At 34.9% G+C, this 22,256-nt stretch carries 19 protein-coding genes, 3 pseudogenes, 1 riboswitch and 1 other annotated feature; of the genes and pseudogenes, 7 read left to right on the forward strand and 15 right to left on the reverse strand.

Annotation, left to right across the window (positions count from 1 at the left end):
- Positions 1 to 10 precede the first annotated feature (10 nt).
- Positions 11 to 1,222 carry an MFS transporter gene (locus FS802_RS05025; RefSeq protein WP_001149418.1) on the reverse strand — a complete coding sequence of 404 codons (1,212 nt, stop codon included), beginning with the start codon at positions 1,220 to 1,222 and terminating at the stop codon, positions 11 to 13.
- 244 nt (positions 1,223 to 1,466) lie between these two features.
- On the opposite strand from FS802_RS05025, the gene FS802_RS05030 reads away from it, so the two are divergent.
- On the forward strand, positions 1,467 to 3,107 hold the full coding sequence (locus FS802_RS05030; RefSeq protein ID WP_098654415.1) for a peptide ABC transporter substrate-binding protein: 1,641 nt from the start codon (positions 1,467 to 1,469) through the stop codon (positions 3,105 to 3,107).
- Between the two features lie 41 nt (positions 3,108 to 3,148).
- Here FS802_RS05030 and hflX read toward each other — a convergent pair whose 3' ends face one another.
- Both hflX and FS802_RS05040 read right to left on the reverse strand, forming a co-directional pair.
- Complete coding sequence (gene hflX, locus FS802_RS05035; RefSeq protein ID WP_048561180.1) at positions 3,149 to 4,408, reverse strand: GTPase HflX; 1,260 nt, start codon at positions 4,406 to 4,408, stop codon at positions 3,149 to 3,151.
- A gap of 483 nt (positions 4,409 to 4,891) precedes the next feature.
- Positions 4,892 to 5,431, reverse strand: coding sequence for a cobalamin biosynthesis protein CbiN (locus FS802_RS05040; protein WP_098707249.1), 540 nt, complete (start codon positions 5,429 to 5,431; stop codon positions 4,892 to 4,894).
- A gap of 180 nt (positions 5,432 to 5,611) precedes the next feature.
- Here FS802_RS05040 and FS802_RS05045 point away from each other — a divergent pair, with 180 nt between their 5' ends.
- The gene (locus tag FS802_RS05045; protein WP_001086324.1) at positions 5,612 to 6,595 is read left to right on the forward strand and encodes a ketoacyl-ACP synthase III; all 984 of its coding nucleotides are present in this window, start codon (positions 5,612 to 5,614) and stop codon (positions 6,593 to 6,595) included.
- An 89-nt stretch (positions 6,596 to 6,684) separates the two neighbouring features.
- On the opposite strand, the gene FS802_RS05050 is transcribed toward FS802_RS05045, so the two are convergent.
- From FS802_RS05050 to FS802_RS05065, 4 genes and pseudogenes are all read right to left on the reverse strand, one after another.
- Entirely contained in the window at positions 6,685 to 7,953 is a 1,269-nt protein-coding gene (locus FS802_RS05050) for an MFS transporter (RefSeq protein ID WP_098654416.1), read from the reverse strand.
- Between the two features lie 206 nt (positions 7,954 to 8,159).
- Entirely contained in the window at positions 8,160 to 9,908 is a 1,749-nt protein-coding gene (locus FS802_RS05055; protein ID WP_098707251.1) for an MFS transporter, read from the reverse strand.
- Between the two features lie 36 nt (positions 9,909 to 9,944).
- Positions 9,945 to 10,484, reverse strand: a complete 540-nt coding sequence (locus tag FS802_RS05060; protein ID WP_098654417.1) for a PadR family transcriptional regulator — start codon at positions 10,482 to 10,484, stop codon at positions 9,945 to 9,947.
- Between the two features lie 175 nt (positions 10,485 to 10,659).
- Positions 10,660 to 11,472 (reverse strand): annotated as a pseudogene (locus FS802_RS05065) (polyphosphate kinase 2 family protein).
- Between the two features lie 250 nt (positions 11,473 to 11,722).
- Here FS802_RS05065 and FS802_RS05070 point away from each other — a divergent pair.
- On the forward strand, positions 11,723 to 12,187 hold the full coding sequence (locus FS802_RS05070; RefSeq protein ID WP_098654419.1) for a hypothetical protein: 465 nt from the start codon (positions 11,723 to 11,725) through the stop codon (positions 12,185 to 12,187).
- A gap of 19 nt (positions 12,188 to 12,206) precedes the next feature.
- Here FS802_RS05070 and FS802_RS05075 read toward each other — a convergent pair whose 3' ends face one another.
- Positions 12,207 to 12,485 carry a hypothetical protein gene (locus FS802_RS05075; RefSeq protein WP_000582862.1) on the reverse strand — a complete coding sequence of 93 codons (279 nt, stop codon included), beginning with the start codon at positions 12,483 to 12,485 and terminating at the stop codon, positions 12,207 to 12,209.
- Between the two features lie 58 nt (positions 12,486 to 12,543).
- Positions 12,544 to 13,016 (reverse strand): annotated as a pseudogene (locus FS802_RS05080) (MFS transporter); the annotation flags it as partial.
- 174 nt (positions 13,017 to 13,190) lie between these two features.
- On the opposite strand from FS802_RS05080, the gene FS802_RS05085 reads away from it, so the two are divergent.
- Complete coding sequence (locus FS802_RS05085) at positions 13,191 to 13,676, forward strand: 8-oxo-dGTP diphosphatase (protein ID WP_098654420.1); 486 nt, start codon at positions 13,191 to 13,193, stop codon at positions 13,674 to 13,676.
- 29 nt (positions 13,677 to 13,705) lie between these two features.
- Here the strand turns inward: FS802_RS05085 and FS802_RS05090 are convergent, their stop codons facing one another.
- The 3 genes from FS802_RS05090 to FS802_RS05100 are packed head-to-tail and all read right to left on the reverse strand — an operon-like array spanning position 13,706 to position 16,860.
- A complete protein-coding gene (locus tag FS802_RS05090) occupies positions 13,706 to 15,331 on the reverse strand; it encodes a YndJ family protein (protein WP_098707252.1) in 1,626 nt (541 codons plus the stop codon).
- 5 nt (positions 15,332 to 15,336) lie between these two features.
- A complete protein-coding gene (locus FS802_RS05095; RefSeq protein WP_088082886.1) occupies positions 15,337 to 15,948 on the reverse strand; it encodes a DUF4166 domain-containing protein in 612 nt (203 codons plus the stop codon).
- Between the two features lie 3 nt (positions 15,949 to 15,951).
- Positions 15,952 to 16,860 carry a DoxX-like family protein gene (locus FS802_RS05100; RefSeq protein WP_000676666.1) on the reverse strand — a complete coding sequence of 303 codons (909 nt, stop codon included), beginning with the start codon at positions 16,858 to 16,860 and terminating at the stop codon, positions 15,952 to 15,954.
- Positions 16,861 to 17,051: 191 nt separating this feature from the next.
- Positions 17,052 to 17,238, forward strand: a riboswitch (Lysine riboswitch).
- A 199-nt stretch (positions 17,239 to 17,437) separates the two neighbouring features.
- Between FS802_RS05100 and FS802_RS05110 the strand changes: the two genes are divergently transcribed.
- Entirely contained in the window at positions 17,438 to 18,667 is a 1,230-nt protein-coding gene (locus tag FS802_RS05110) for an aspartate kinase (RefSeq protein ID WP_098654422.1), read from the forward strand.
- Positions 18,668 to 19,011: 344 nt separating this feature from the next.
- The gene (locus FS802_RS05115) at positions 19,012 to 19,464 is read left to right on the forward strand and encodes a VOC family protein (protein WP_098707253.1); all 453 of its coding nucleotides are present in this window, start codon (positions 19,012 to 19,014) and stop codon (positions 19,462 to 19,464) included.
- A 207-nt stretch (positions 19,465 to 19,671) separates the two neighbouring features.
- On the opposite strand, the pseudogene FS802_RS05120 reads toward FS802_RS05115, so the two are convergent.
- The 3 genes and pseudogenes from FS802_RS05120 to asnA all read right to left on the reverse strand — a co-directional run.
- Positions 19,672 to 19,992, reverse strand: a pseudogene (locus tag FS802_RS05120) (helix-turn-helix domain-containing protein); the annotation flags it as partial.
- Positions 19,993 to 20,120: 128 nt separating this feature from the next.
- Positions 20,121 to 20,234, reverse strand: coding sequence for a helix-turn-helix transcriptional regulator (locus tag FS802_RS05125; protein ID WP_000052039.1), 114 nt, complete (start codon positions 20,232 to 20,234; stop codon positions 20,121 to 20,123).
- A 136-nt stretch (positions 20,235 to 20,370) separates the two neighbouring features.
- Positions 20,371 to 21,354 carry an aspartate--ammonia ligase gene (asnA, locus tag FS802_RS05130; RefSeq protein ID WP_098707255.1) on the reverse strand — a complete coding sequence of 328 codons (984 nt, stop codon included), beginning with the start codon at positions 21,352 to 21,354 and terminating at the stop codon, positions 20,371 to 20,373.
- 70 nt (positions 21,355 to 21,424) lie between these two features.
- Positions 21,425 to 21,683 (reverse strand) — a binding site (T-box leader).
- Between the two features lie 405 nt (positions 21,684 to 22,088).
- On the opposite strand from asnA, the gene FS802_RS05140 reads away from it, so the two are divergent.
- Positions 22,089 to 22,223, forward strand: a complete 135-nt coding sequence (locus FS802_RS05140; protein WP_000047588.1) for a DUF3934 domain-containing protein — start codon at positions 22,089 to 22,091, stop codon at positions 22,221 to 22,223.
- Positions 22,224 to 22,256 lie beyond the last annotated feature (33 nt).

A 22,256-nucleotide genomic window follows, 5' to 3' on the forward strand; every position in this document is an offset into this window, starting at 1 on the left:
AGTGCATCCCCTATTCTATCGTTTTCTTATCACTTGGTAATAACCAAGAAGTAAGTCCAATTAATGGTAGACAACTACATAGTAACATAATGAATTGTAGACTATATATGTCCGCCAATTTCCCAAGTACTACAGATCCTAAAGCTCCTAGTCCAAACGCAAGCCCTACAATTAATCCAGATACCATCCCTACTTTTCCAGGAACAAGCTCTTGCGCATAAACAACAATTACACTAAAACTACTTGAACTAATAAAACCGATACATAAAAATAGCGGTACAACCCACACGAGCGAAACGTGAGGTAATAAAAGGGCGAGTGGTGCCGAACCTATCATTGAAAATACAATAATTGTTTTCTTTCCAAATCGATCTGCTAACGGTCCACCAAAGAAAGTTCCTAATACACCGGCAATCATAAATGCAAATACGAAATACTGGGCATTTTTTATAGATAAACCGTAATGTTCAATTAAGTAAAATTGATAAAAATTCCCGATACCAGCACCGTACCAAGAACGTACAAAAGTAAGAAAAACAAGAAGTATAATAACAAATTTAATATGTGTACTTACAATCGCATTTTCCGCCTCAAGCGCAGCCCTCTTTTTCCTTCTCACAGCGCCAGTTGCTAATTCATTCCTATACCAATTTGATACGAAAATTAATAATACAATTCCTACTGCCGCAAAAGCTGTAAAACCTAAAGAGCCAATTTGGCCGAGCGGAACGAAAATTAACGCTGTAAAAATAGGAGCTAGAGAATTCCCTGTATTTCCTCCCACTTGATAAATTGCTTGCGCTAAACCTCGTTTTGCACCGGCTGCCATATAAGCAACACGAGCACCTTCTGGATGGAAGACTGCGGAACCTAATCCGATAAATAAAACAGAGATAATAACAATAATAAAGTTCGGTGCAAACGCAAGTCCAATCATCCCAAGCATACTCGAAAACATACCGAGCGGTAATAAAAATGGTGATGGCTTCTTATCTGAATACATACCAAAAACCGGCTGCATAATCGATGACGTCATATTTAATGCAAACGCTATCCACCCTACTTGCATATAGGATAAATTCATCGTTTTTTCCAAAATAGGAAACAATGCCGGCACGACTGCTTGCATCGAGTCATTTAAAAAATGACCGAAACTAATCGCAAATAGTATTCGATATATCGTCGGTGTTTCAACAGTGTTTTTTTGCGAAACTGCCTGCATACGCGTATTTCTCCTTCCTGTACAAAATATATATTTATTACAGCAAGTGTAATAAAGTAAAACTTTAACCTCGATAAATTCTGACTTTTAAAACATTTCTATTCTATACTGGTTTCATTTCTTTTTCCAGAAATATCACTTCTTTAATAATATATTTTTTCTATATGTTTTATCGGATTTATTTATAGAAATTTTCTATATTTTCTTTTATACTAGGACAGAGATGAAGGAAAGGATGACAACTATGAAGAAAAAAACAAAAGGAATCGTTGTACTCTCAATCACATTATCTATGTTTTTAACAGCATGTGGTCAAAAACAAGAGGCAACAACTACCGGAGAAAAGAAAAAAGAATCTTCAAAACAAGTATTAAACATTGTAGAAGCTGGGGAAATTTCTACACTTGATTCATCTATCGCAACTGATGGATTTTCTTACGCTGCATTAAACAACGTAATGGAAGGATTATATATGCCTGGTCCTGACAATAAACCTGTTCCCGCGGCAGCTGAATCATACAAACTGAGCGAAGACGGAAAAACATATACATTCACATTACACGATTCAAAATGGTCAAATGGTGATCCAGTGACTGCTCATGATTTTGAATATGCATGGAAACGTGCTATAAATCCAGAAACTGCTTCTGAATACGCACATATTATGTTCGATATTAAAAACGCTGAAAAAATAAATAAAAAAGAATTACCAATTGATTCATTTGGTGTAAAGGCGCTTGATAATAAAACGCTTGAAGTACTGTTAGAACACCCTGTTCCATACTTTTTAGGGTTAATGGGATTTGCAACATTTTATCCTCAAAACAAAAAAGTTGCAGAAGCGCAAGGGAAAAATTACGGACTTGAAGCTGCAAATGTAGTTTATAACGGGCCGTTTCAATTAAGTGAATGGAAACATGATACAAGTTATAAAATGTCAAAAAACCCGAACTACTGGGATAATAAAAATGTGAAGTTAAGTGAAATTAATGTAAATATCGTAAAAGATACTTCCACAGCCGTTAATTTATTTGAAAGCAAACAAGTAGACCGAATTACGATTAATTCAGAGTTTGTTGATAAATATCAAAAAGATCCGAGCTTAAAGAAAATGGAACGGCCTTCTATGACATTTTTCCGATTTAGCCAAAAGAATCCTTTATTAGCAAACAAGAATGCTCGAAAAGCTATTTCGCTTGCTTTTGATAAACAAGGAATCGCAACAACGATTTTAAATAATGGTTCTATACCTGCGAATGCATTTGTTCCGAAAGGATTCGTAAAAGGACCTGATAATAAAGATTTTCGCAGTACAAGTAATGTAAAAGTAGAAACAAATGTGAAAGAAGCTAAAACACTATGGGAAACTGCAAAAAAAGAAACAAACTTACAAAACGCTTCACTTTCAATCATAACAACTGATGAGTCTAACGATAAAAAAATTAGCGAGTTTTTAAAAGGTGAATTGGAGAAAAACTTACCTGGCTTAAAAATCACATTACAGCCCCTTCCAGTAAAAGCATTTTTAGATCGTGAAGGAAATGGTGACTATGAAATTTCACTTTCTACATGGGGACCAGATTATCCTGATCCTACAACATTCTTAAATATGTTTGTCACTGACGGACCGTTTAATAAGATGAGCTATTCAAACAAACAATACGACGAATTAATTGAGAAAACGAGCTCTACTTTAGCAACTGATTTACCAACACGTTGGAAAGCGTTCCAAGATGCAGAGAAAATTTTACTGGAAGATGATGCAGCTATCGCTCCAATATTCCAATCAGGGCTTGTATATTTAGAACGTCCAACAGTAAAAGATGTTGTCATTCGTCCATTTGCAGGAATTTATTCTTATAAGTGGGCCTCTATTACAGAATAAGAAAAAGGCGATCCTAACATATATTAGGATCGCCTTCTTTATTAAATTGCAAAACGCTTATACTTTTCGTAATCACTCGTCTTACATTCTACTTCTAGTTTCGTACCTTCGTTTTCATAACTTGTAGATAAAACGTGCGCATGATTATTGAAATAAGAAACTACCTGTCCTTGATCATACGGAATTAACATTTCACACTTCGTATACTCTTTATAGATGTGTGAGCGAATCATTTCTACAAGCTCTTCCATTCCAACATGTTTCTTCGCCGATAAATAAACGCGATCTTCTTGTACTTTCGGAATTTCAACATCTACCATATCTGATTTGTTATAAGCATAAATGGTTGGAATATTTTCTACTCCAATTTTCTTTAACGTTTCATTTGTAATATCAATTAATTGTTCATAATTTGGATTCGCGTAATCTACAACGTGAATAAGTAGGTCTGCTTCCGCTACTTCTTCTAACGTTGAACGGAACGCTTTCACAAGGTGATGCGGTAATTTGCTTACAAATCCAACTGTATCCGTTAATAAGAATGATTTGTTATCTGGCAAATCAATATTTCGCACAGATGTTTCTAACGTCGCGAATAACATATCTTTTTCAAATACTTGTTTTTCTTCAGTACCATTGTAAATTTCAAGCATCGCATTCATCGTCGTTGACTTTCCGGCGTTCGTATAGCCTACTAATGCTACAACTGGTACTTCATTTTTCTTACGTTGCTTTCGCTGCGTTTGACGCTGGGCAACAAGTGCTTCTAGATCTTTATTTAAAACTGAAATTTGTTCTTCAATTTTACGACGATCTAACTCTAATTTCTTCTCACCGACACCTTTATTTTTCGTACCAACTCCGCCGCTCTGTCTTCCTAACGATTCACGAAGACCGATTAAACGAGGCATCATATACTGAAGATGTGCTACCTCTACTTGCAACTGTGCTTCTTTCGTTTTCGCACGTTGCGCAAAAATATCTAAAATTAATATGGTACGGTCAATTACTTTACAATCTAAATCCGCTTCTAAATTTCGAATTTGTGAAGGAGATAATTCGTCGTTAAAGATTACCATATTCGCATCTACTTCATTTACATAAGCTGCTACTTCTTCAATCTTTCCTTTTCCAATATAATGGGACGGATTTACTCGTTGTAAATTTTGCGTCACTTGCCCAATTACCTCTACATCACAAGCTTCTGCAAGATTTGTTAGCTCTTCCATTGAATATGCAAAATCATCTTCATTACCTAAATTTACTCCAACTAAAACTGCTCTTTGTAATAATTCTTCCATATATTTATTCCTCCATTTCGATTACGTAAAATAAAAAACACAGGTTACTGCCTGTGTTTTCGTAAACGGATAAGGGTTTACCAAAGAAATAGAAGAAAGTTATACTTTCATCCTATCTCATAGTCAAAAAGTCCCATGATCATATACGCATCCACAATAAGTGTTCACCTATACGATCTCATTCTATTTATAAAGGCAAAACAAAAAGAGGGCGTATTCGTCCCTCCCTCTTTTTCACATATAAGCTTAATAAAGGGTTCCTTTAAAATAGGCAGACCAATCCCGTTCACTCTGCACACAGACAGAGCCTTTGAGCGCTATTCAATTATTTGCACAAAGTATTGAGACGTAATCTGATTAAGATCAAAGGAAGCCCCTCCGTTCATTTTAAGTTACATAAAGTGTAGCATAAGTAATTCGCTTTCACAAGATTTAACAACCTATCTCACGCTAAAGAAATTCTTTATATTTTTACTTTAAGCGTCATTTTTTGCGCGTTTTTCTTACACTAAAAATCACAAGAACTACTATCAGTAACAGACCTACAGACAGAGTAACAACTTGCCACCAGCTTAAACCGTTCAACATGCCACCTTTTAAATCGACTTTCTTCGTCGGAACAGATTCTTTTGCAATATGACTTAAGGCGTTTCTCTTCAGCTCTGCCTCATCTAATCTCTGTGTTCCACTGCACATAGATGTCTCTAATTTTTCCTCCCCTCTATAAGAAGAAAAGACTAAATATTCTCCTCCCTCTGCAAAACGAAATGTACAGCTACCAAAACTTGTATATATAATAATTTGCGAAGAGCTTGTCCCTTTCCAAATTTTCTTCACTTCAAATAATGTTTTCATTTTTCCGTCCTTCTCTTGAACTTCTAACACCTTACCTTCAAACACTACATCTGTTTTTTGAAATGCATCTTCTGTGGATACTTTAGTGCAATCACACGCATAAGACTTATCTGAAAAAATAAAACTACAAATCAAAACAAGAGACAACAAATAAACGATTCTTTTCAAGAATCTCAGACCCTTTCATTATCAATTTCAGAAGCTTTCTGTATATTATTTTGACATCCCTTCTCATATCCCTTTTCGCTCATTTTTTATATAAGGATATTAAATTATTTCATAACCTGTTGACTATTTTGCCACCTGGTATTAGTATCAAGTTATAAAAATAAGTTAGGAGCTGTTCCTATGAATTCTAAATCTCGTATTACTGCAATTGGTACTCATGTTCCAAATCAAATGTTATCTAATAATGATTTAGAAAAAATGATCGATACGAATGATGAATGGATTGTACAAAGAACAGGAATGAAGGAAAGAAGAATTGCGAGCGAAGACGAATACTCCTCACACTTAGCCATTAAAGCAATTGAAAATTTATGTACAACTTTTAAAAAGAACTTAGAAGATATAGACTGTATCATCGTCGCTACAACAACCGCTGACTATGTTTTTCCTAGTGTCGCATGTCAAATACAACAACACTTCAACATACCTCATACAATAGCATTTGATTTAAATGCAACTTGCGCTGGTTTCACATATGGTCTGCACGTTGGGAATAGCTTGATTACTTCTGGCTCACATGAAAAAGTACTAGTCGTAGCGACAGAGACATTATCTAAAGTTACTGATTACACCGATAGAACGACCTGCATTTTATTCGGCGATGGTGCTGGAGCTATTTTATTAGAAAGAGATGAAAACAAACCGAGCTTTATTGCTGCTCATATGGGAACAAATGGGCACGGTGGTATTCATCTATACCGAACAAACTTATCTACTACTATGAATGGCACACAACTGCAAACAAATGAAAAAATCGTGCAAAATGGGAGAGAAGTATATAAATGGGCAACACGTACGGTGCCAGCAGGTATAAAAGAACTATTACATACTGCAAATATGCAAATAGATGATATAGACTGGTTCATACCACACAGTGTTAACTTACGAATGATTGAATCTATTTGTGAGAAAACCGAAATTTCAATTCAAAAAACTTTAACGAGTGTAAAATACATGGGGAATACATCTTCAGCTTCCATTCCACTCGCTCTAGATTTAGCTAGAAAAGAAGGGAAATTAAACAACAGAGACACACTTTTACTATACGGATTTGGTGGTGGTCTTACGCATTTAGGCCTTATTGTGGAGTGGGATTTAAACTGAAATTTTTCTTTTAAACAACTAACTACAAAAAAGCTGCATTCAAAGATTGGTTACCTCTCTTTGAACGCAGCTTTTTTTTTATCTTAATTTTATTTACCTGTCCGATCCCATATCACAACAGGAATCAGCATGAAAGCTAAAGCTCCTCCAGCTAATGACAGTGCCGCATAACTTGAATTCGCTACTACCATACCTGACATCGCTCCGCCTGAAGCTCCAGCTAGCGCAATAAACACATCTATTTTCCCTTGTGTTTTTGCACGTGTGGAAGGTATAGTTGCATCAACAATTTGAGCCGTACCACTTATTAAACCAAGGTTCCATCCTAATCCAAGTAAAGACAAAGCAACAATTAATAGTATTAAAGAATCACTCGGCGCTATCGCAGCTATGACACCTGCTGCTAGTAAAATTACTCCACCAGCTATACTCATCGTAGTTCTGCCAATTTTATCAATTAACATTCCTGTAACGAGAGATGGAAGATACATTGCACCTACATGAAAACCAATCACAAGTCCTACTGCACTTAATCCATGACCGTGATGCCCCATATGAACCGGTGTCATCGTCATAATCGCAACCATCACGATTTGTGTAAGTATCATTACGATAGCTCCAACAGTAATACCTCGTTTGTTTTCTGTCGCTTCTTCTGTTACTGCTTGCCCTTTATTTGTATGTTCTTGTTTATATGTTTCTATCATATTTGCAATAAGTAACGGATCTGGACGAAGCATAACAAAAAGGACAAGACCCGCCAGTATAAATGCAGCTGCTGATAATATGAACGGACCAGCAAGTTCAGGAATTCCAATTGAATGAGCAAACCTTCCCATTACACCTACTAAATTTGGACCTGCGACTGCACCAAAAGTCGTCATTACCATCGTAATACTAATAGCGGTTGCTCTTTGCTTCTTATTCGCTAAATCTGTTCCAGCATAACGCGCTTGTAAATTCGTAGCTGTGCCCGCGCCATATATAAGTAAAGAAACTAGTAAAAGAATAATACTATTTGTTAAAGCTGCCACCACAACTCCAATAGCCCCTAGTCCACCTACTATAAAACCTCCTGCAAGCCCTATGCGGCGACCATGTTTTTGCGATAACTTCCCAACAAAGAAAGCTGCTACCGCAGATCCCATTGTAAACATAGCTGCCGGCAATCCTGCATATGCATCTGTCCCAAGCATTTGCTGCGCAAGGAGTGCACCTACTGTAATCCCAGCAGCCAACCCTGCTCCGCCGAACATTTGTGAAATGCTTACGATTAGTAATGTTCGTTTGTATAATTTTCGTTGCTCTTCTTCTGTATACATACGATTACTTTTTAAAGCCCCCGCCCTATCTAACAATTCCTCATCCTCCCTTTAAAATTAAATCCTCTTGTTAATGTACTATGTTTAACGTTACATATTCAATGCTGTTTTCCATTTATCTCTTTCATTCTAAAAAACTTTCTAACCAAACTCGACTTCTCCCATGCTATATTAAAAATACTATTATTCACAATATGCAAGGAGAAAACAATAAAAAATAGGCTGCTAATAGCCTGTTATCTTTACACTTCCTCTACTACTCTTTCCCTTCTCTTTTTACTCAAAGCCTTTCTTTCCGAAAATAACAAACTTACTAAAGCACAAATTAAAATAATTGGCACACTTGCTTTATATAAATCTGTAAAACTCATAGCCATCTGATTCTTAGCATAATGATTCACATCATTCGAAAATGCACGTACTTCTTTCTTTATACTTTCCTCTTGTTTTTCAACTTCATTTGTCACTTGATTCATAACTTCTTCTCTTTTTACATCTCTATATTCTACTGGAATTTCTCTTAATACTTCATCCACTTTTTGGTGAATTAATGCATCTTTTTTCTCTTTATTTAACCCTACAAATGTTTTATTTTGATGCTTTTCTACACTTGGTTCTATACTTTGGTTCTCTATTTTTTCTTTTGTTACTTGTAGTATTTCAGCTTGCTGTGAGCTATCCACATGAATATTATGCACTTTTTCTTCTGCATAACGATATACATTCTCTTTATTTACAGCTAAATTGTGCGTTAAGTTAGATACAAATATTGCAACTGCTAATACAATTCCTACTTGCCGCAACATCGAGACAACACTTTGAGAAGCGGTTAATAATTCTCCTTCAAACGAAGAAGCACTTAAAACTGTAATTGGACCTACTACTAAACCATACCCAACACCTAATATCATACATGGAATAATAATTTCTATATTTGTTGAATTAACATCAATCATTTGCAACCAATAATAAGAGAAACCCATAACAAGAAAGCCTGACAAAATAATAGTTACTTTTCCGAGTTTTTTAATTAAAGTTGCTGCAACTGGTGAGACAAAAAATATCATTGCTGAAATAGGTGTCACTAAAAAAGCTGCTTCAATTTCCGTTCGACCTTGTATTTTCGTCAAGAACGTTGGAAGTAATACAGTTACTCCAATTAAAAATAAATTACTTAATATGACAACGATAGACGCTCCGACAAACATTCGATCTTGAAATAACTTTAAATTCACCATTGGATTATGAATCTTTCGTTCTACTAAAACAAATAGAATAAGAGAAATAGTGCTAATTGCATAACAAGACAAAGCAATATTACTTTGCCATCCCCATGTATTGCCTTTTACTAATATGAGAGTAAAAGAAAAAATTGCTGCGCTACTTAATAGTAGTCCTACCCAATCTATTTTCGAGATAATACGTTCTTCATTTTTTATTTGCAGCATAATGCAGCATAAAATTATTCCAAGAATACAAATTGGAACATTTACGAAGAACACCCATCTCCAACCGAAATTTTGTGTAATAATTCCACCTATTACTGGTCCCATTGCAGCTGATAGCCCTTGTGTTACCCCTAAAATTGCAAGTGCAACATGCCTCTTTGCTAATGGCATTGCTGATACGCCGATTACCATACTTGTCGGAAATAAAATTGCTGCACCAATACTTTGTATAAAACGAGAAAAGATAAGAAAATCGCCCGTATTGGCAAAAGCACAAAGCACTGATCCACCACCAAAAATTATCAAACCAAGAATATACATCTTTGCTTTCCCAAAAATATCAGCTATCCGTCCTAGTGGAATGGCTAGTACTGCAATCGTCATCGTATAAACATTTAATATCCAAGACATCTTTTCTAATGAAGTATTTACACTCGTTTGTATGGCTGGTAAAGCTATATTCATAATTGTCGTATCAATCATACAAAGAAATATACCTAAGCACATTAAAAAGACAATCTTAATACCCTTTGATTGCTCCATGTTCATCTACCCCTTTATTTATTATGAACGTGTTTTTCATTCTTCCGTTTTATTGTGTTTTTTTACTTCTAGTTGCTCTAGTTTTCTTTTCAACGTCTCTACTTGAGCACTATACGATGCGATACCTACATCTAGTGAAATTTCTTCAACAAAAGTAATACCTTCTCTCCACTTTTCATATTTCAAACGAAGATCCGCAATATATGCTTCTTTCCTTTCAATTTCTTCCGCAATCCATTTTTTTATTGCCTTGTCATCGCTATAATTACCGAAATACATCCTCATTAAAAAATCTGAACGTAAAACATCTTTCTCTACATCTGTTTGCATGTACTGATAAAACTCTTCACGCCCTTCATCTGTAATAAAGTACATTTTCTTATTCGGTTTTCCTTCTTGCATAATAACCTCTTTCTTTATTTTCCCCTCTTTTTCCAACTGTCGTAACGTTGGGTAAATCATTCCAAAACTCCCATCAAAGAAATGAGTAAATACGTCTTCGAACACAATTTTAATATCATAACCAGACATTTCTTTTCCCATTAACAAGCCTAAAATAACATCTCTTCCCTTCAAAATAAAACCTCCATACTATATATAATCAATAATCATATTAACGACGTTAATATGATTATTGATTATATACCTCATTCCGTTAATTGTAAAATGTTTCTAAATAAAAACACCCTGTAATTTTATTATCTAAAATTACAGGGTGGCTCTACTTTATATTTCATATACAAACTTTGTACTATTTTACAACTTCATCTTGATTAGCTTCAAAACCTTCTGTCTTACCCTCTTTCATTTCATAATAATACGAAGGTAATTCTATATTATGTTCTAAAAGGTAATCCTCAATTAATGAAATGATCACTTTCAACGTTTTCAATCGAGCATATAATTTATCGTTACTCGCGATAATTTGCCATTTTGCATTTGGCTTATTTGTTTTTTCAAACATGTCTTCCATCGCTTTAACATACTCATCTCATTTTTCACGGTTGCGCCAATCTTCGTCTGTAATTTTCCATTTTTTCAAAGGGTTGTTCTCTCTATCTTTAAACCTCTTTAATTGTTCATCTTTACTAATATGATAGAAAAACTTTCCGACTATATAATGATCATCTGTTAATAGTTTTTCAAAATCATTAATCTCATCATACGCTCTCGTCCACTCTTCCTTTGTAGCAAAACCTTCAACACGCTCAACTAACACACGGCCGTACCATGAGCGATCAAAAATAGTAATTTGCCCGTACTGAGGTAGTTTCCGCCAGAAACGTTGCAAGTAATGGTGCCGTTTTTCATGAGGTGCTGGTGCTCCAATTGGATTTACTTGGAACCCACGTGGATCAAGGTGTTCTGTTACTCGCTTAATCGCTCCGCCTTTTCCAGCCGCATCCCAGCCTTCCATAACGAGCATAACTGCGATTTTTTCCTCTTTTACAATTTGCTGCAACGCTAATAAGCGCCTTTGATAATTTTCAAGTTTCTTATTGTACTTAGATTTCGATTCAATTCTTTTCGTTACATCTACTTTAGCAAGGTGTCCATTTTCCATAAAACAAATCCCCCTTGTTGTATGACAATGTTATTTTAACATATTATTGGCAATTTTTTCACATTAGAAAAAACTGTGTAGAAAAATCTCTACACAGCTTTTATAAAGAATACAGCAGTTGGTATTCGCATTTAAAATGTAAATTACATTCATGAGTGTCATAAATACCACCTTACATTATATGGTATATACTCACATAAAGAGAAGATACTAATAAATAAATCCGTTACAGAATGGGAGCTCTCTAAAAATGAAACGAATAATATTTTCTCTCTTTGCACTAATCTGTTTCGCACTACCAATACAAGCTAGTGCATACACATTCCAATCACTACCAATTGAATCAAAATCAAAACAGTGGTATATCGAAATTGATAAATCCTATAACGTAAACAAGCAAGCAGCGCAGCAAAAACAAGGTGTATACGATACATATCGCTTACTCGTAAAAAACATCGGCAATGATGTGTCAAACGTAGCTGTAGAAATAGTTGATAACATTCCTACCTTTAAAGCTAGTTTTAATCCTACTACATTACATAACAACGTTTCAAAAAGTCAGACAAGCTTTGACTACATCGTATTCCCATTAGACTTTAACAGCCATAATTTCAAAGTCGTCATTACTTGGGAAGAAAAAAATTTCTCATACAACGGTCATCCGGTAAATGAGGAGGAACAAATGAAACAAACATTTGTGTTTAATGAAGAATAAGCCCTAATTTGATTAGGGCTTATTCTTCATTTACAAAACCAGATTGAATCGCTTCCGTTACTTCTTCTGTGATTTCTAGTTCTGTTGCTTCCGTACTAATTTTCTTGTCCCAAATATGTACGGAAGGCTTTTCGTTACAAAGATGTTTTACTAATACTAGTTGATTATATGTTAGCTTATTTTCTCTATGGGTGGCGATATAGACTGTGAAATTTTTTGCTTCAAAAACCTTTTCCTGCAAAGTGTATTGGCTGGCCAATTCCTTTGCTACTATATCGTTCAAGTTTTCTATAATCATATAAGTTATTCTCCTTTCCCTTATATCATCAATCAAATCGTCGAATACTTGGTACATATCATGCTACTCCCATTGTTACAAGTACTAATATAGCTAGTGTTATAATCGTTATCTCGCCACCTATGACAGTAGCTAACCATCCTACAACCACATAACCTAGTGGCAATAAAGCAAATGAACCTAGCATATCAAGGCTTGCCACTCTTGCAAATGCTTCTTCTGGCACAAGCTCTTGTAAACTTGTTTCCCAAATGAGTCCAAATATCATCATACCGAACCCTTCAATTGCCATTAATCCAATTAATGCAGGTGCACAAGCAATAAACGGCATTATTAAAAGCGCATAACCACTTATTAATACACCACCATAGGCAAGTCATTCCCGCTTATGCCACCGTTCTCTCCCGCCAAATATTAGGCGGCAATTACAGCTCCAACACCAGAGAATGCCATTCCTAATCCATACACATATGCTTCAAAATGATGAACATTAAATAACCATGGAATTAATACGGTGATAATGCCGGCATACCCCAAAGCTTTTTCTCTTTGTACTTCCCCTTGCATTTCTCTCTCCTTTTTTTCAAATGATTATAGACTTTATTATATATCACTAAAAATTCCTAATATTCTTTTTCAATTATATAAGAAACCATTATGTTATGGTAAAATTATCAAAATAAATATAAAGGAGAATACATTATTATGCCTCAAAATTCTCATAACATCGAGCACCGCATCTATACAATGTGTATGATCCAGCGAAATAATGAAGTTTTACTTATAAAACGCCCCGATCATCGAGGTTTTCCTGGCTACATCGCTCCTGGCGGAAAAGTAGATTTCCCAGAAAGTATCGTTCAAGCTGCTAAACGAGAAGTAAAAGAAGAAACTGGATTACTTGTTTCAAATTTAACTTTTAAGGGATTAGATGAATACGTAAATCCGAAAGAAAATGTTCGATATATGGTATTTAACTATTGGACAGATTCATTTGAAGGTGAACTCCTTTTGAATCCTCCTGAAGGCGAATTATCATGGGTAGCAATCGATACAGCACTACATCTTCCTATGCAAGATTGGTTTAAAGAGAGATTCCCATTATTTTTTGAAATAGGTACGTTTGAAATTCAACGTGTTTGGGACAAAGACTTAGATAAACAAGTTGCTATGACAATTACGCATACGTAAAAAAAGCTTGGTATCTCTCCAAGCTTTTTTCACTTTCCTTCTATTTTCTTAATCTCATAATCAATTTCTAAAAACTTAACTCCAAATATCCACATTCTATGGTTAGCTTCTAATATGTGATTCGTGTTCTCCTTTATAATAAAAGTCTCTGCTAACGGTAAACGAATTGTAAAGAAACGAGTATGTAAATAAATCCCCTCATCTCCTTTACCATTTCTTCTCAGCTTACTAGTAATGATTAAATCATTACTCTTATTACATAATTTTAAAACCCCCGTCATATTCGAATATGGTAAAGGTAATGCAATATTCATATATGTCTCGCTCTTATATGTGTGCTTTGAGTAAAGAGCTACAAAAATAGATTCTCCTGCTTCATTTTTTCTTAGCCAAGCCCTTACATTCTCTCTTCCATCTTTCTCATCTATTATCCCGACGATAGAGCCATGCATCGTTTCCCACTTACCGCCCATTCCTAAATGTATTTGTCCTACACGCTTACTCATTTTCTCATAGCAAAATGCAACCGGACGAAACCAACGAGCCCACTTAATATGCGATTGTAACTCATACTCTTTTGTATTTTCATAAAAACGAGTAATACTTAAAGGAATCTTCGCCATGTCAAATCCCTCACTATGAAAATCGTTCATATTATCAACTAAACCTTTGTATTCCTTGCTATCTATTAAACTTCTGTTATGTAAAAATGCTTCACCAACTGTCGTATTTCCTATTAACCTGCTCATTGGTTTCCCGTAATATTTATGATTCGGAGCACTCTTTTCAATCATCCAGCCGACAAATGCGGGTAACGCTACTCCAATTCCATTGACAACACCGTGAATCCAAACCATTTGAGCAATTGTAATCGTCATTACATGTTTCAAATTCCCATATGAATATACAAGTGAAAACATAATTGTTACCATGAGTGTGCTAGAAGATATGATTAGGAGAACTTTTGCACTAACAGCATTAAATTTCGTACGCCAAACATAAATCCCATAACTATAAATAGCACATAAATATAGGAACACTGCAAAAAATTCAAATACCCTCGAGTACGTAATTCCTATTGCAACTGTCATAGGTGAAATGACGATGACAAACATAATAGCATCATATACTTTACTTCTCTTTTCTCTTTTCCTCCCAATTAAACCAGCTGATAACGGCAATAGAAATGCCGAATAATGAAAGTGTGCAGCTGTAAGCAAAACAATGTCGGAACTAAAGTGCATAATGGAAAGCTTTGCTACAGAAGCAAAAAACCAGAAACCACCTAAAAACAAATACATAAACGCACTATCGATAGCTGTCTCCTCTAACGGTTTCCATCCTCTTTCTAGCAATCTACTTATACCAAATAACGCAACAATTCCTGTATATACAAACCAAAGTAACGCAAAGAAATAATGATTTGTTACGAAAGCTAACGTTGCACTAATTGCTGCAATTGGATATAGCGGCGATACAAATTTATAAAAGAATACATACGATCCATTTCTTGTTTTCTTATCAATGATGCAAAATGACATCGGTATAAATAACAAAATAGATAATAAAATAATTGCTTCCACCGGGTTTATATTTGACCACTCATATATTAGAAAAATAATATAACAAGCAAACCCAACTATTATATTTTTCATATCATTTATTTCCTCTCTACAAATGTTCCCTTATATGAAAATAATGAACCAATTAACGGATTGCTTACTTGTACATGAATTCGAAAGCATTGTAGTGTTTCATCATAACTTTCTACAATGTTGGCCTCTCCGTATAAAAACCTAGGTAACGGGACTTTCCTTCCAAACATGTAAAACCATTGTTTCTTTGAAGAAATATGCATTGCCCCCACCTCATCAATATGAAAATTCAATGTAGAAACAAGTATTTGCGGTTCACCAAAATAATCTAAAATTTCATTATTCTCTTCATCCATCTGCATAATGGCGTTAAAGTATCTTTTCTTATTATGAAAATAAAAAGTACGATTCCACCGCACAAGTTCATTTCCATGTTCATCTCGCTCAGCGGTATTATGTATTGTAAATGGCACTTCCTTCCCCCGCTCAGAGAAAAACATTCTAAACTTCGATGCAATTTTTAATATTAATTTTACGAAAAAAGAACCTCCGTAAATTTCATCCATTTCCCCTTCTCCAATAAAGCTATTTTCTTCCGTGATCTCATAGCGTTTCTGTAATTTCGGATGAAGTTTTTTATAAGAATCCCCTAATAGTCTTTCATACATATTAGCCATACATTATTCCTTTCTCTTCCTCTTGCAATTTTTTGCACTCGGTAAATCAGAACTATTTATATAACCGACAATCGATAACCCCATAAGTAGAACGTTTAATGTAATTGGATTAAACGGCTCTGTAAAGCTTACGATATTCGTAAAACCCGCCGCTATCGTTAAGGCTATTAACATAAAAATATGTACGATAAATACTTTTCGTTTTGGAAATGGCAACAGCCATATGGCACCAAAAATAATTTCTAATAATCCAATTATTTTAAGTACAAAAATACTATATTCCGTTGAACCAATTATCACAGATAGCATTTTTACTTCTTCTGAATGAGTAAACACTAGTTTCGGCACTATTCCTTGATACATCCATACAAAAGCAAATAAAAAACATACAAGCCAATATGTCATTGTTCTTCTAATTAGTAATCTCGGATGAAGTCCCTTTTCTAACCATAATTTTAAAGCATCAAAACTCCAAGCAGTCGCCCAGCCTAATAACGGACGAAACATATAGAAATCTATTACATTTCCTATACGACCAAACCTCGTATCGTAATCATATTGCGTCTCAAAATGAATGTGTTCTTTACGCGGTGTATACTTCCAATAACCACGCCCTATTTGAATAAGTGATAATTTATTATCTGTCCAAAATTTTAAAGAAGAAATCCGTTCACCCGTTTCTTTTCTTATTTCTCCTATCGATTCCCCTTCACCAGCTATTTCAAGTCCTAATCCAATTTTAGTTTTATATAAAAACTTCTGCGGTTCTCCTTCTTTTTTCTTTAAATACGAAATTTCAGTAAAGCGAGCATCCCATTCTGTATGTATATCTGGTTCCTGTGTATATACCCATAATTTTTCCATTGTTGTGTTCATTTCTGCCGAAACATAAATAGGCTTTTTCCCCTTCATTCTTCCACCTCCTATGCACTATAAATTTAATGTACATGCTATGAATTTATTTTGCTACAGTTTTCACAAACTCCTTCAAGAAAAGAAAGAATTTTTAAAATTTATACAAAACACTTGATTCCCCGAAAAATTTAAATTATTATAAAACAAATGTTACCAACAACTTCATAAATCAAACACTCTCGCCTAAAACGTGAGATAGAGGTTGCGATACTTATGATTATTCTAATGGAGACACAGAGATGTCTATGAAATTAGATGAAAGGAAGTATTGCCGAAATCGATAATTTTCTCTGCATTTATCGATTGGGGCTGTTTTCGAATAGAAACAGAACTGTCATATGTACAGAAGTGTATGTATGAAGAGCTATCTACAAAAAAGAGATATCATTTTTATGGTATTCCTTTTTTGGCGGTTTTTTTATTAGCTCCGTTTTCTGTTTCCCTTTTCCTGTAACAGCACCATCCTCACTTATTTGAGATGGTGTTTTTTGTTTTTCTCTGGTAACTACAGGAATATTGGGATCTATATATGTCCTAATCTATTCTTAAAAATGGATGAAAGAAGGAATTCGTAATGGAAACGATTGTACAAAAATTTGGTGGCACTTCTGTTGGAAGCGTTGAGCGCATCCAACATGTAGCAAATTTAATTATTGAAGAATATGAACGAGGACATAGTATCGTCTCTGTCGTTTCAGCAATGGGAAAAAGCACAGATGAACTCGTAGCACTTGCTAACGCGATTTCAGAAAATCCGAGTAAACGCGAAATGGATATGCTTCTATCAACAGGAGAGCAAGTTACTATTTCATTATTAACGATGGCACTACAAGCAAAAGGTTATAACGCGATTTCATTAACAGGATGGCAAGCTGGTATTACGACAGAATCTGTACATAGTAGTGCACGGATTACTGACATTCATACAGATCGAATTCAATCTTATCTTACTGAAGGTACGATTGTTATTGTAGCTGGCTTCCAAGGAGCCAGTGAAGAACATGAAATTACAACGCTTGGACGCGGTGGTTCTGATACAACTGCTGTTGCATTAGCTGCTGCACTGAAAGCAAAAAAATGTGATATTTACACGGATGTGACCGGTGTATATACGACGGACCCACGAGTTGTAAAAGATGCTTATAAATTAGATGAAATTTCTTATGACGAAATGCTAGAACTTGCAAACCTCGGTGCTGGTGTATTACACCCGCGTGCTGTTGAGTTTGCTAAAAATCATAATGTCATGTTAGAAGTTCGCTCAAGTATGGAACAAGAAAACGGAACAATTGTAAAAGGAGAATGTAACATGGAACAACAATCAATCGTTAAAGGTATTGCATTTGAAGATAATATTACACGCGTCACAATGAAAGGATTAGAACAAGGTGCACTCTCAACAGTTTTCTCTACATTGGCAACAGCACATATTAATGTAGATATCATCATTCAAAGTATTACAAATGAAGGAACTGTTCACCTCTCCTTCTCAATCCATTCTAATGATTTAAAAGAAACATTAGAGGTATTAGAACAAAATCAAGAAACACTTCACTATGAATCTGTAGAATATGAAAATCATTTAGCAAAAGTATCCATTGTAGGATCTGGTATGGTCTCTAATCCAGGAGTTGCTGCGAATATGTTCACTACTTTAAAAGAAGAAGATATTCATATTAAAATGGTAAGTACATCAGAAATTAAAGTATCTGTCGTTATTGACCGCCTTCATTTAGTAACAGGTGTTGAGGCGCTGCATCAATCATTTATGGCAAAAATTGAGCCTTTAGTGCAGATGAGTTAATTTCCACCGGTAAAACTTTAAAAAATATATGAATCTATTTCCTTCCTATATAAATAGAAACAGGGTAGGACTGTTTTGTGGGAAAGTCGAAGTTATTCTATCGAATAGCAATTACAGTATCAAATTCTTGAAATGATAGCATTCACGAAATAAAGTTCGCGCATATTTCAATAGTAAAGGGTTTACGAAGTGTTATTCGTTAACAAGATTTTATATACTATGCCCGAAAACACCTTGTCACATTTTCCTACACTGTGACAAGATGTTTTTTGTTTAGAAAAGATTTTAGTATAATTATGAGGATAATTAAATAATAAATTTATACATAAAAGGAGATAAAAACTATGGCAAACAACCGATTACTACGAATGGACAATGTCAGCATCGTTGTAGAATCACTTGATAACGCAATCTCTTTCTTCGAGGAGATTGGCTTGAATCTCGAAGGGCGAGCTACTGTTGAAGGTGAATGGGCTGGTCGCGTAACTGGACTCGGTTCTCAGTGCGTAGAGATTGCTATGATGGTTACGCCAGATGGCCACAGCCGAATTGAACTTTCTCGATTTCTCACCTCACCTACTATAGCAGACCATCGGACAGCTCCTGTAAACGCCCTCGGTTATTTGCGCGTCATGTTCACCGTTGAAGACATTGACGAAATGGTATCCAGACTGACTAAGCATGGTGCTCAGCTCGTTGGTGAAGTAGTTCAGTATGAGAACTCGTATCGACTCTGCTACATTCGTGGAACCGAAGGAATTTTAATCGGTTTAGCGGAAGAACTCGGTAACAAATAAGTAATGTTTTATTAGACGTCTTTACTGAAGTAAAAATATTTGAAAGAACTTTACGCTTAATAAAACTTAGATTTTGAACCCCGTCCTAGCTTTAGAACGGGGTTATGCTTGTTTAAACTTTTTAACATACTATCAACATCCCGAAATCATTATAAAACAATTCAATTACTTGTTATACTCTTTCCTAGGAAATATAACGGACCCTTCTCACTTCTTATCATATATATCTTTTCTTTTAAAAAACGATCTGAACTCATTCAAAATAACTTTCTTCACGTCAGAGTAAAAAACCATCATGAATAGTGCAATTCCTAATAAAATCTCTTGCATTCCTTCATAATCAATGAAAGCAATCACAATTAGCAAACCAAACTCATTCTCTTTTTCAAAATCCTCATCTTCATCAATATGTATTTTCTCTTTTAAATTTTGGTTCCCTTTTATTAACTCATCGAGCGTAACATTATACATTTCGCTCAATAAAATTAAATTTTCAATATCAGGGCAACTTTTATTATTTTCCCACTTACCCCGCTTTAACAGGCAGTAAATCTCATCAAAGCTTTTAAGCACAATCAAGGCAGCCAGATGCGATTAACTGCCTATAAAAGCCCGATTGGTTCAACTAATAATAAGTAGGATAAATCGCCCACTGATTAAAGTTTCACTTTATACACTGCTTGCCTCGTTATACCAATCTTTTTAGCAACATCTTCTTGTGAAAATCCTTTTGATTCTCTTAATTTTTTAAGTTGTTGTCCTAAGCTCATAACGTCCCCTCCTTTAACAAATTATTACATATTAGGAGATAAAAAAGAAAGAAACTATTGGTAAAATTCACTGTAAACCATTCGTTTACACAATAAAAAAGAGAGAATAACTCTTTGAGTTATCCTCTCTCTTCTATTAAAACAGATGAATGTTTTCCTTCTTGCAAGCTTCACGTAAATCGTCAGGCCATACAGAAGATTGAACTTCACCAATATGTGCTTTACGTAAGAAGTACATGCACATTCTTGATTGTCCAATACCACCGCCAATTGTTAATGGTAGTACTTCTTCTAAAATGCCTTTATGGAAATCGTACTCACGTTTGAAGTCTTCACCTGTTTTCGTTAACTGCTCATCAAGTGATTTACTATCAACACGAATTCCCATTGATGATAATTCGAATGAAGATTGTAATACTGGGTGCCAGAATAAAATGTCACCGTTTAATTTCCAATCATCATAATCAGCTGCGCGTCCATCATGCTTTTCACCTGAACGAAGTGCATCACCAATTCCGATAATGAATACTGCACCATGCTCTTTCGCAATTGCATGTTCACGATCTTTCGGTGTTAATTCTGGATATTTATCTTCTAGTTCTTGGGAAGTGATGAAAACAATTTCTTCTGGTAAATACTTTCCAAGGAACGGATACTTTTCAAATAAGTGGTCTTCTAAATCTTTGAATATTCCATAAATTGTTTGTACTGTTTCTTGTAAGTAATCTACAGTACGCCATTCTTTTTGAACGATTTTTTCCCAATCCCATTGGTCAACGTAAATGGAATGTGTTGCATCAAGTTCTTCATCACGACGAATCGCGTTCATGTTTGTATATAAACCTTCACCAGCTTCATATCCGTATTCATGTAATGCGAATCTTTTCCACTTCGCTAGTGAGTGAACAATTTCTAATTCTTCTCCTGAATGTAACATATCAAATTCAATTGGACGTTCTACACCGTTTAAGTGATCGTTTAATCCTGATTTTTTTGTTACGAATAATGGTGCAGATACGCGGAATAGTTCAAGACGTTTTGCTAATTGATCCTCGAAAAATGTTTTAACTTCCTTAATTGCGATTTGAGTCTCTCTTACTGTCATTAATGATTGATACATGGTGGTTTCCTCCTAAAATGTTTGGATGTTGTGAAAAGAAGCCAACAAAAAAAGCCCTTCTTTCCCAAAAAACTGGGACGAAAGACTTTGGTTCCGCGGTACCACCCAAATTAGCAACAGAGGTTGCTCACTTATACAATACGGAGATGAAATATCTCGATACTGTTCTTCTTGTAACGGCGAAGTTCCCGGCTAAGTCTACTTTCCTGTAAAGGATTTCGGTTAGCAACTCCAGGAGGTTCTTCATAATAGGCTTCGTATCAGGCTCACACCACCCCTGACTCGCTTAGACTACATCCTACTACTACTCGTCCTTTCATAGTCGTTTTGTTGTCACATCTCTGAAACATTTTATTAATGATTATTCTATACAAAAAATAAAGAAAGTCAACAAAAATTTAAAAATATTTTTCAATTCTTTATTTTACGGCTTTATTGATTGTTTTCAATATAACATCTTCACTTCTTTTGCCTTGTCAATCCAAAAAACGTTTCACTAACCGAGACTAACATATACACAACAAGTAATGTAATCGTTCGAAATATAGAATCCGCAGTATTTCGTATTATTTTCATTTTCTTTGTAATTCCTTTCAGTTTACTTGCAAATTCATGTTATACTATAGCATTCAAGCAGTTTATTTTTACTTAAAGTAATCATAGTCATTTATAAAGAGTATTTTCTAAATCATTGACTATTATCAAATAAGATTTTTATATAACGGAGTGATCATATGAGTAAAACGAAAGCAAAACCGAAAAAAGGTGTAGGGCAAGGTACAGGAAGTAAGGGATGGAATCGTTGGCAATCAAGTGCAAAGAAAAAGGCAGCTGCAAAGCCATACAAAAGTAAAGGTACAAAGAAGTAATTTAAATACCATTTGATTTCTTTACTTTGTACA

The sequence above is a fragment of the Bacillus sp. DE0042 genome (genome assembly GCF_007680225.1).
GTDB lineage: Bacteria > Bacillota > Bacilli > Bacillales > Bacillaceae_G > Bacillus_A > Bacillus_A wiedmannii.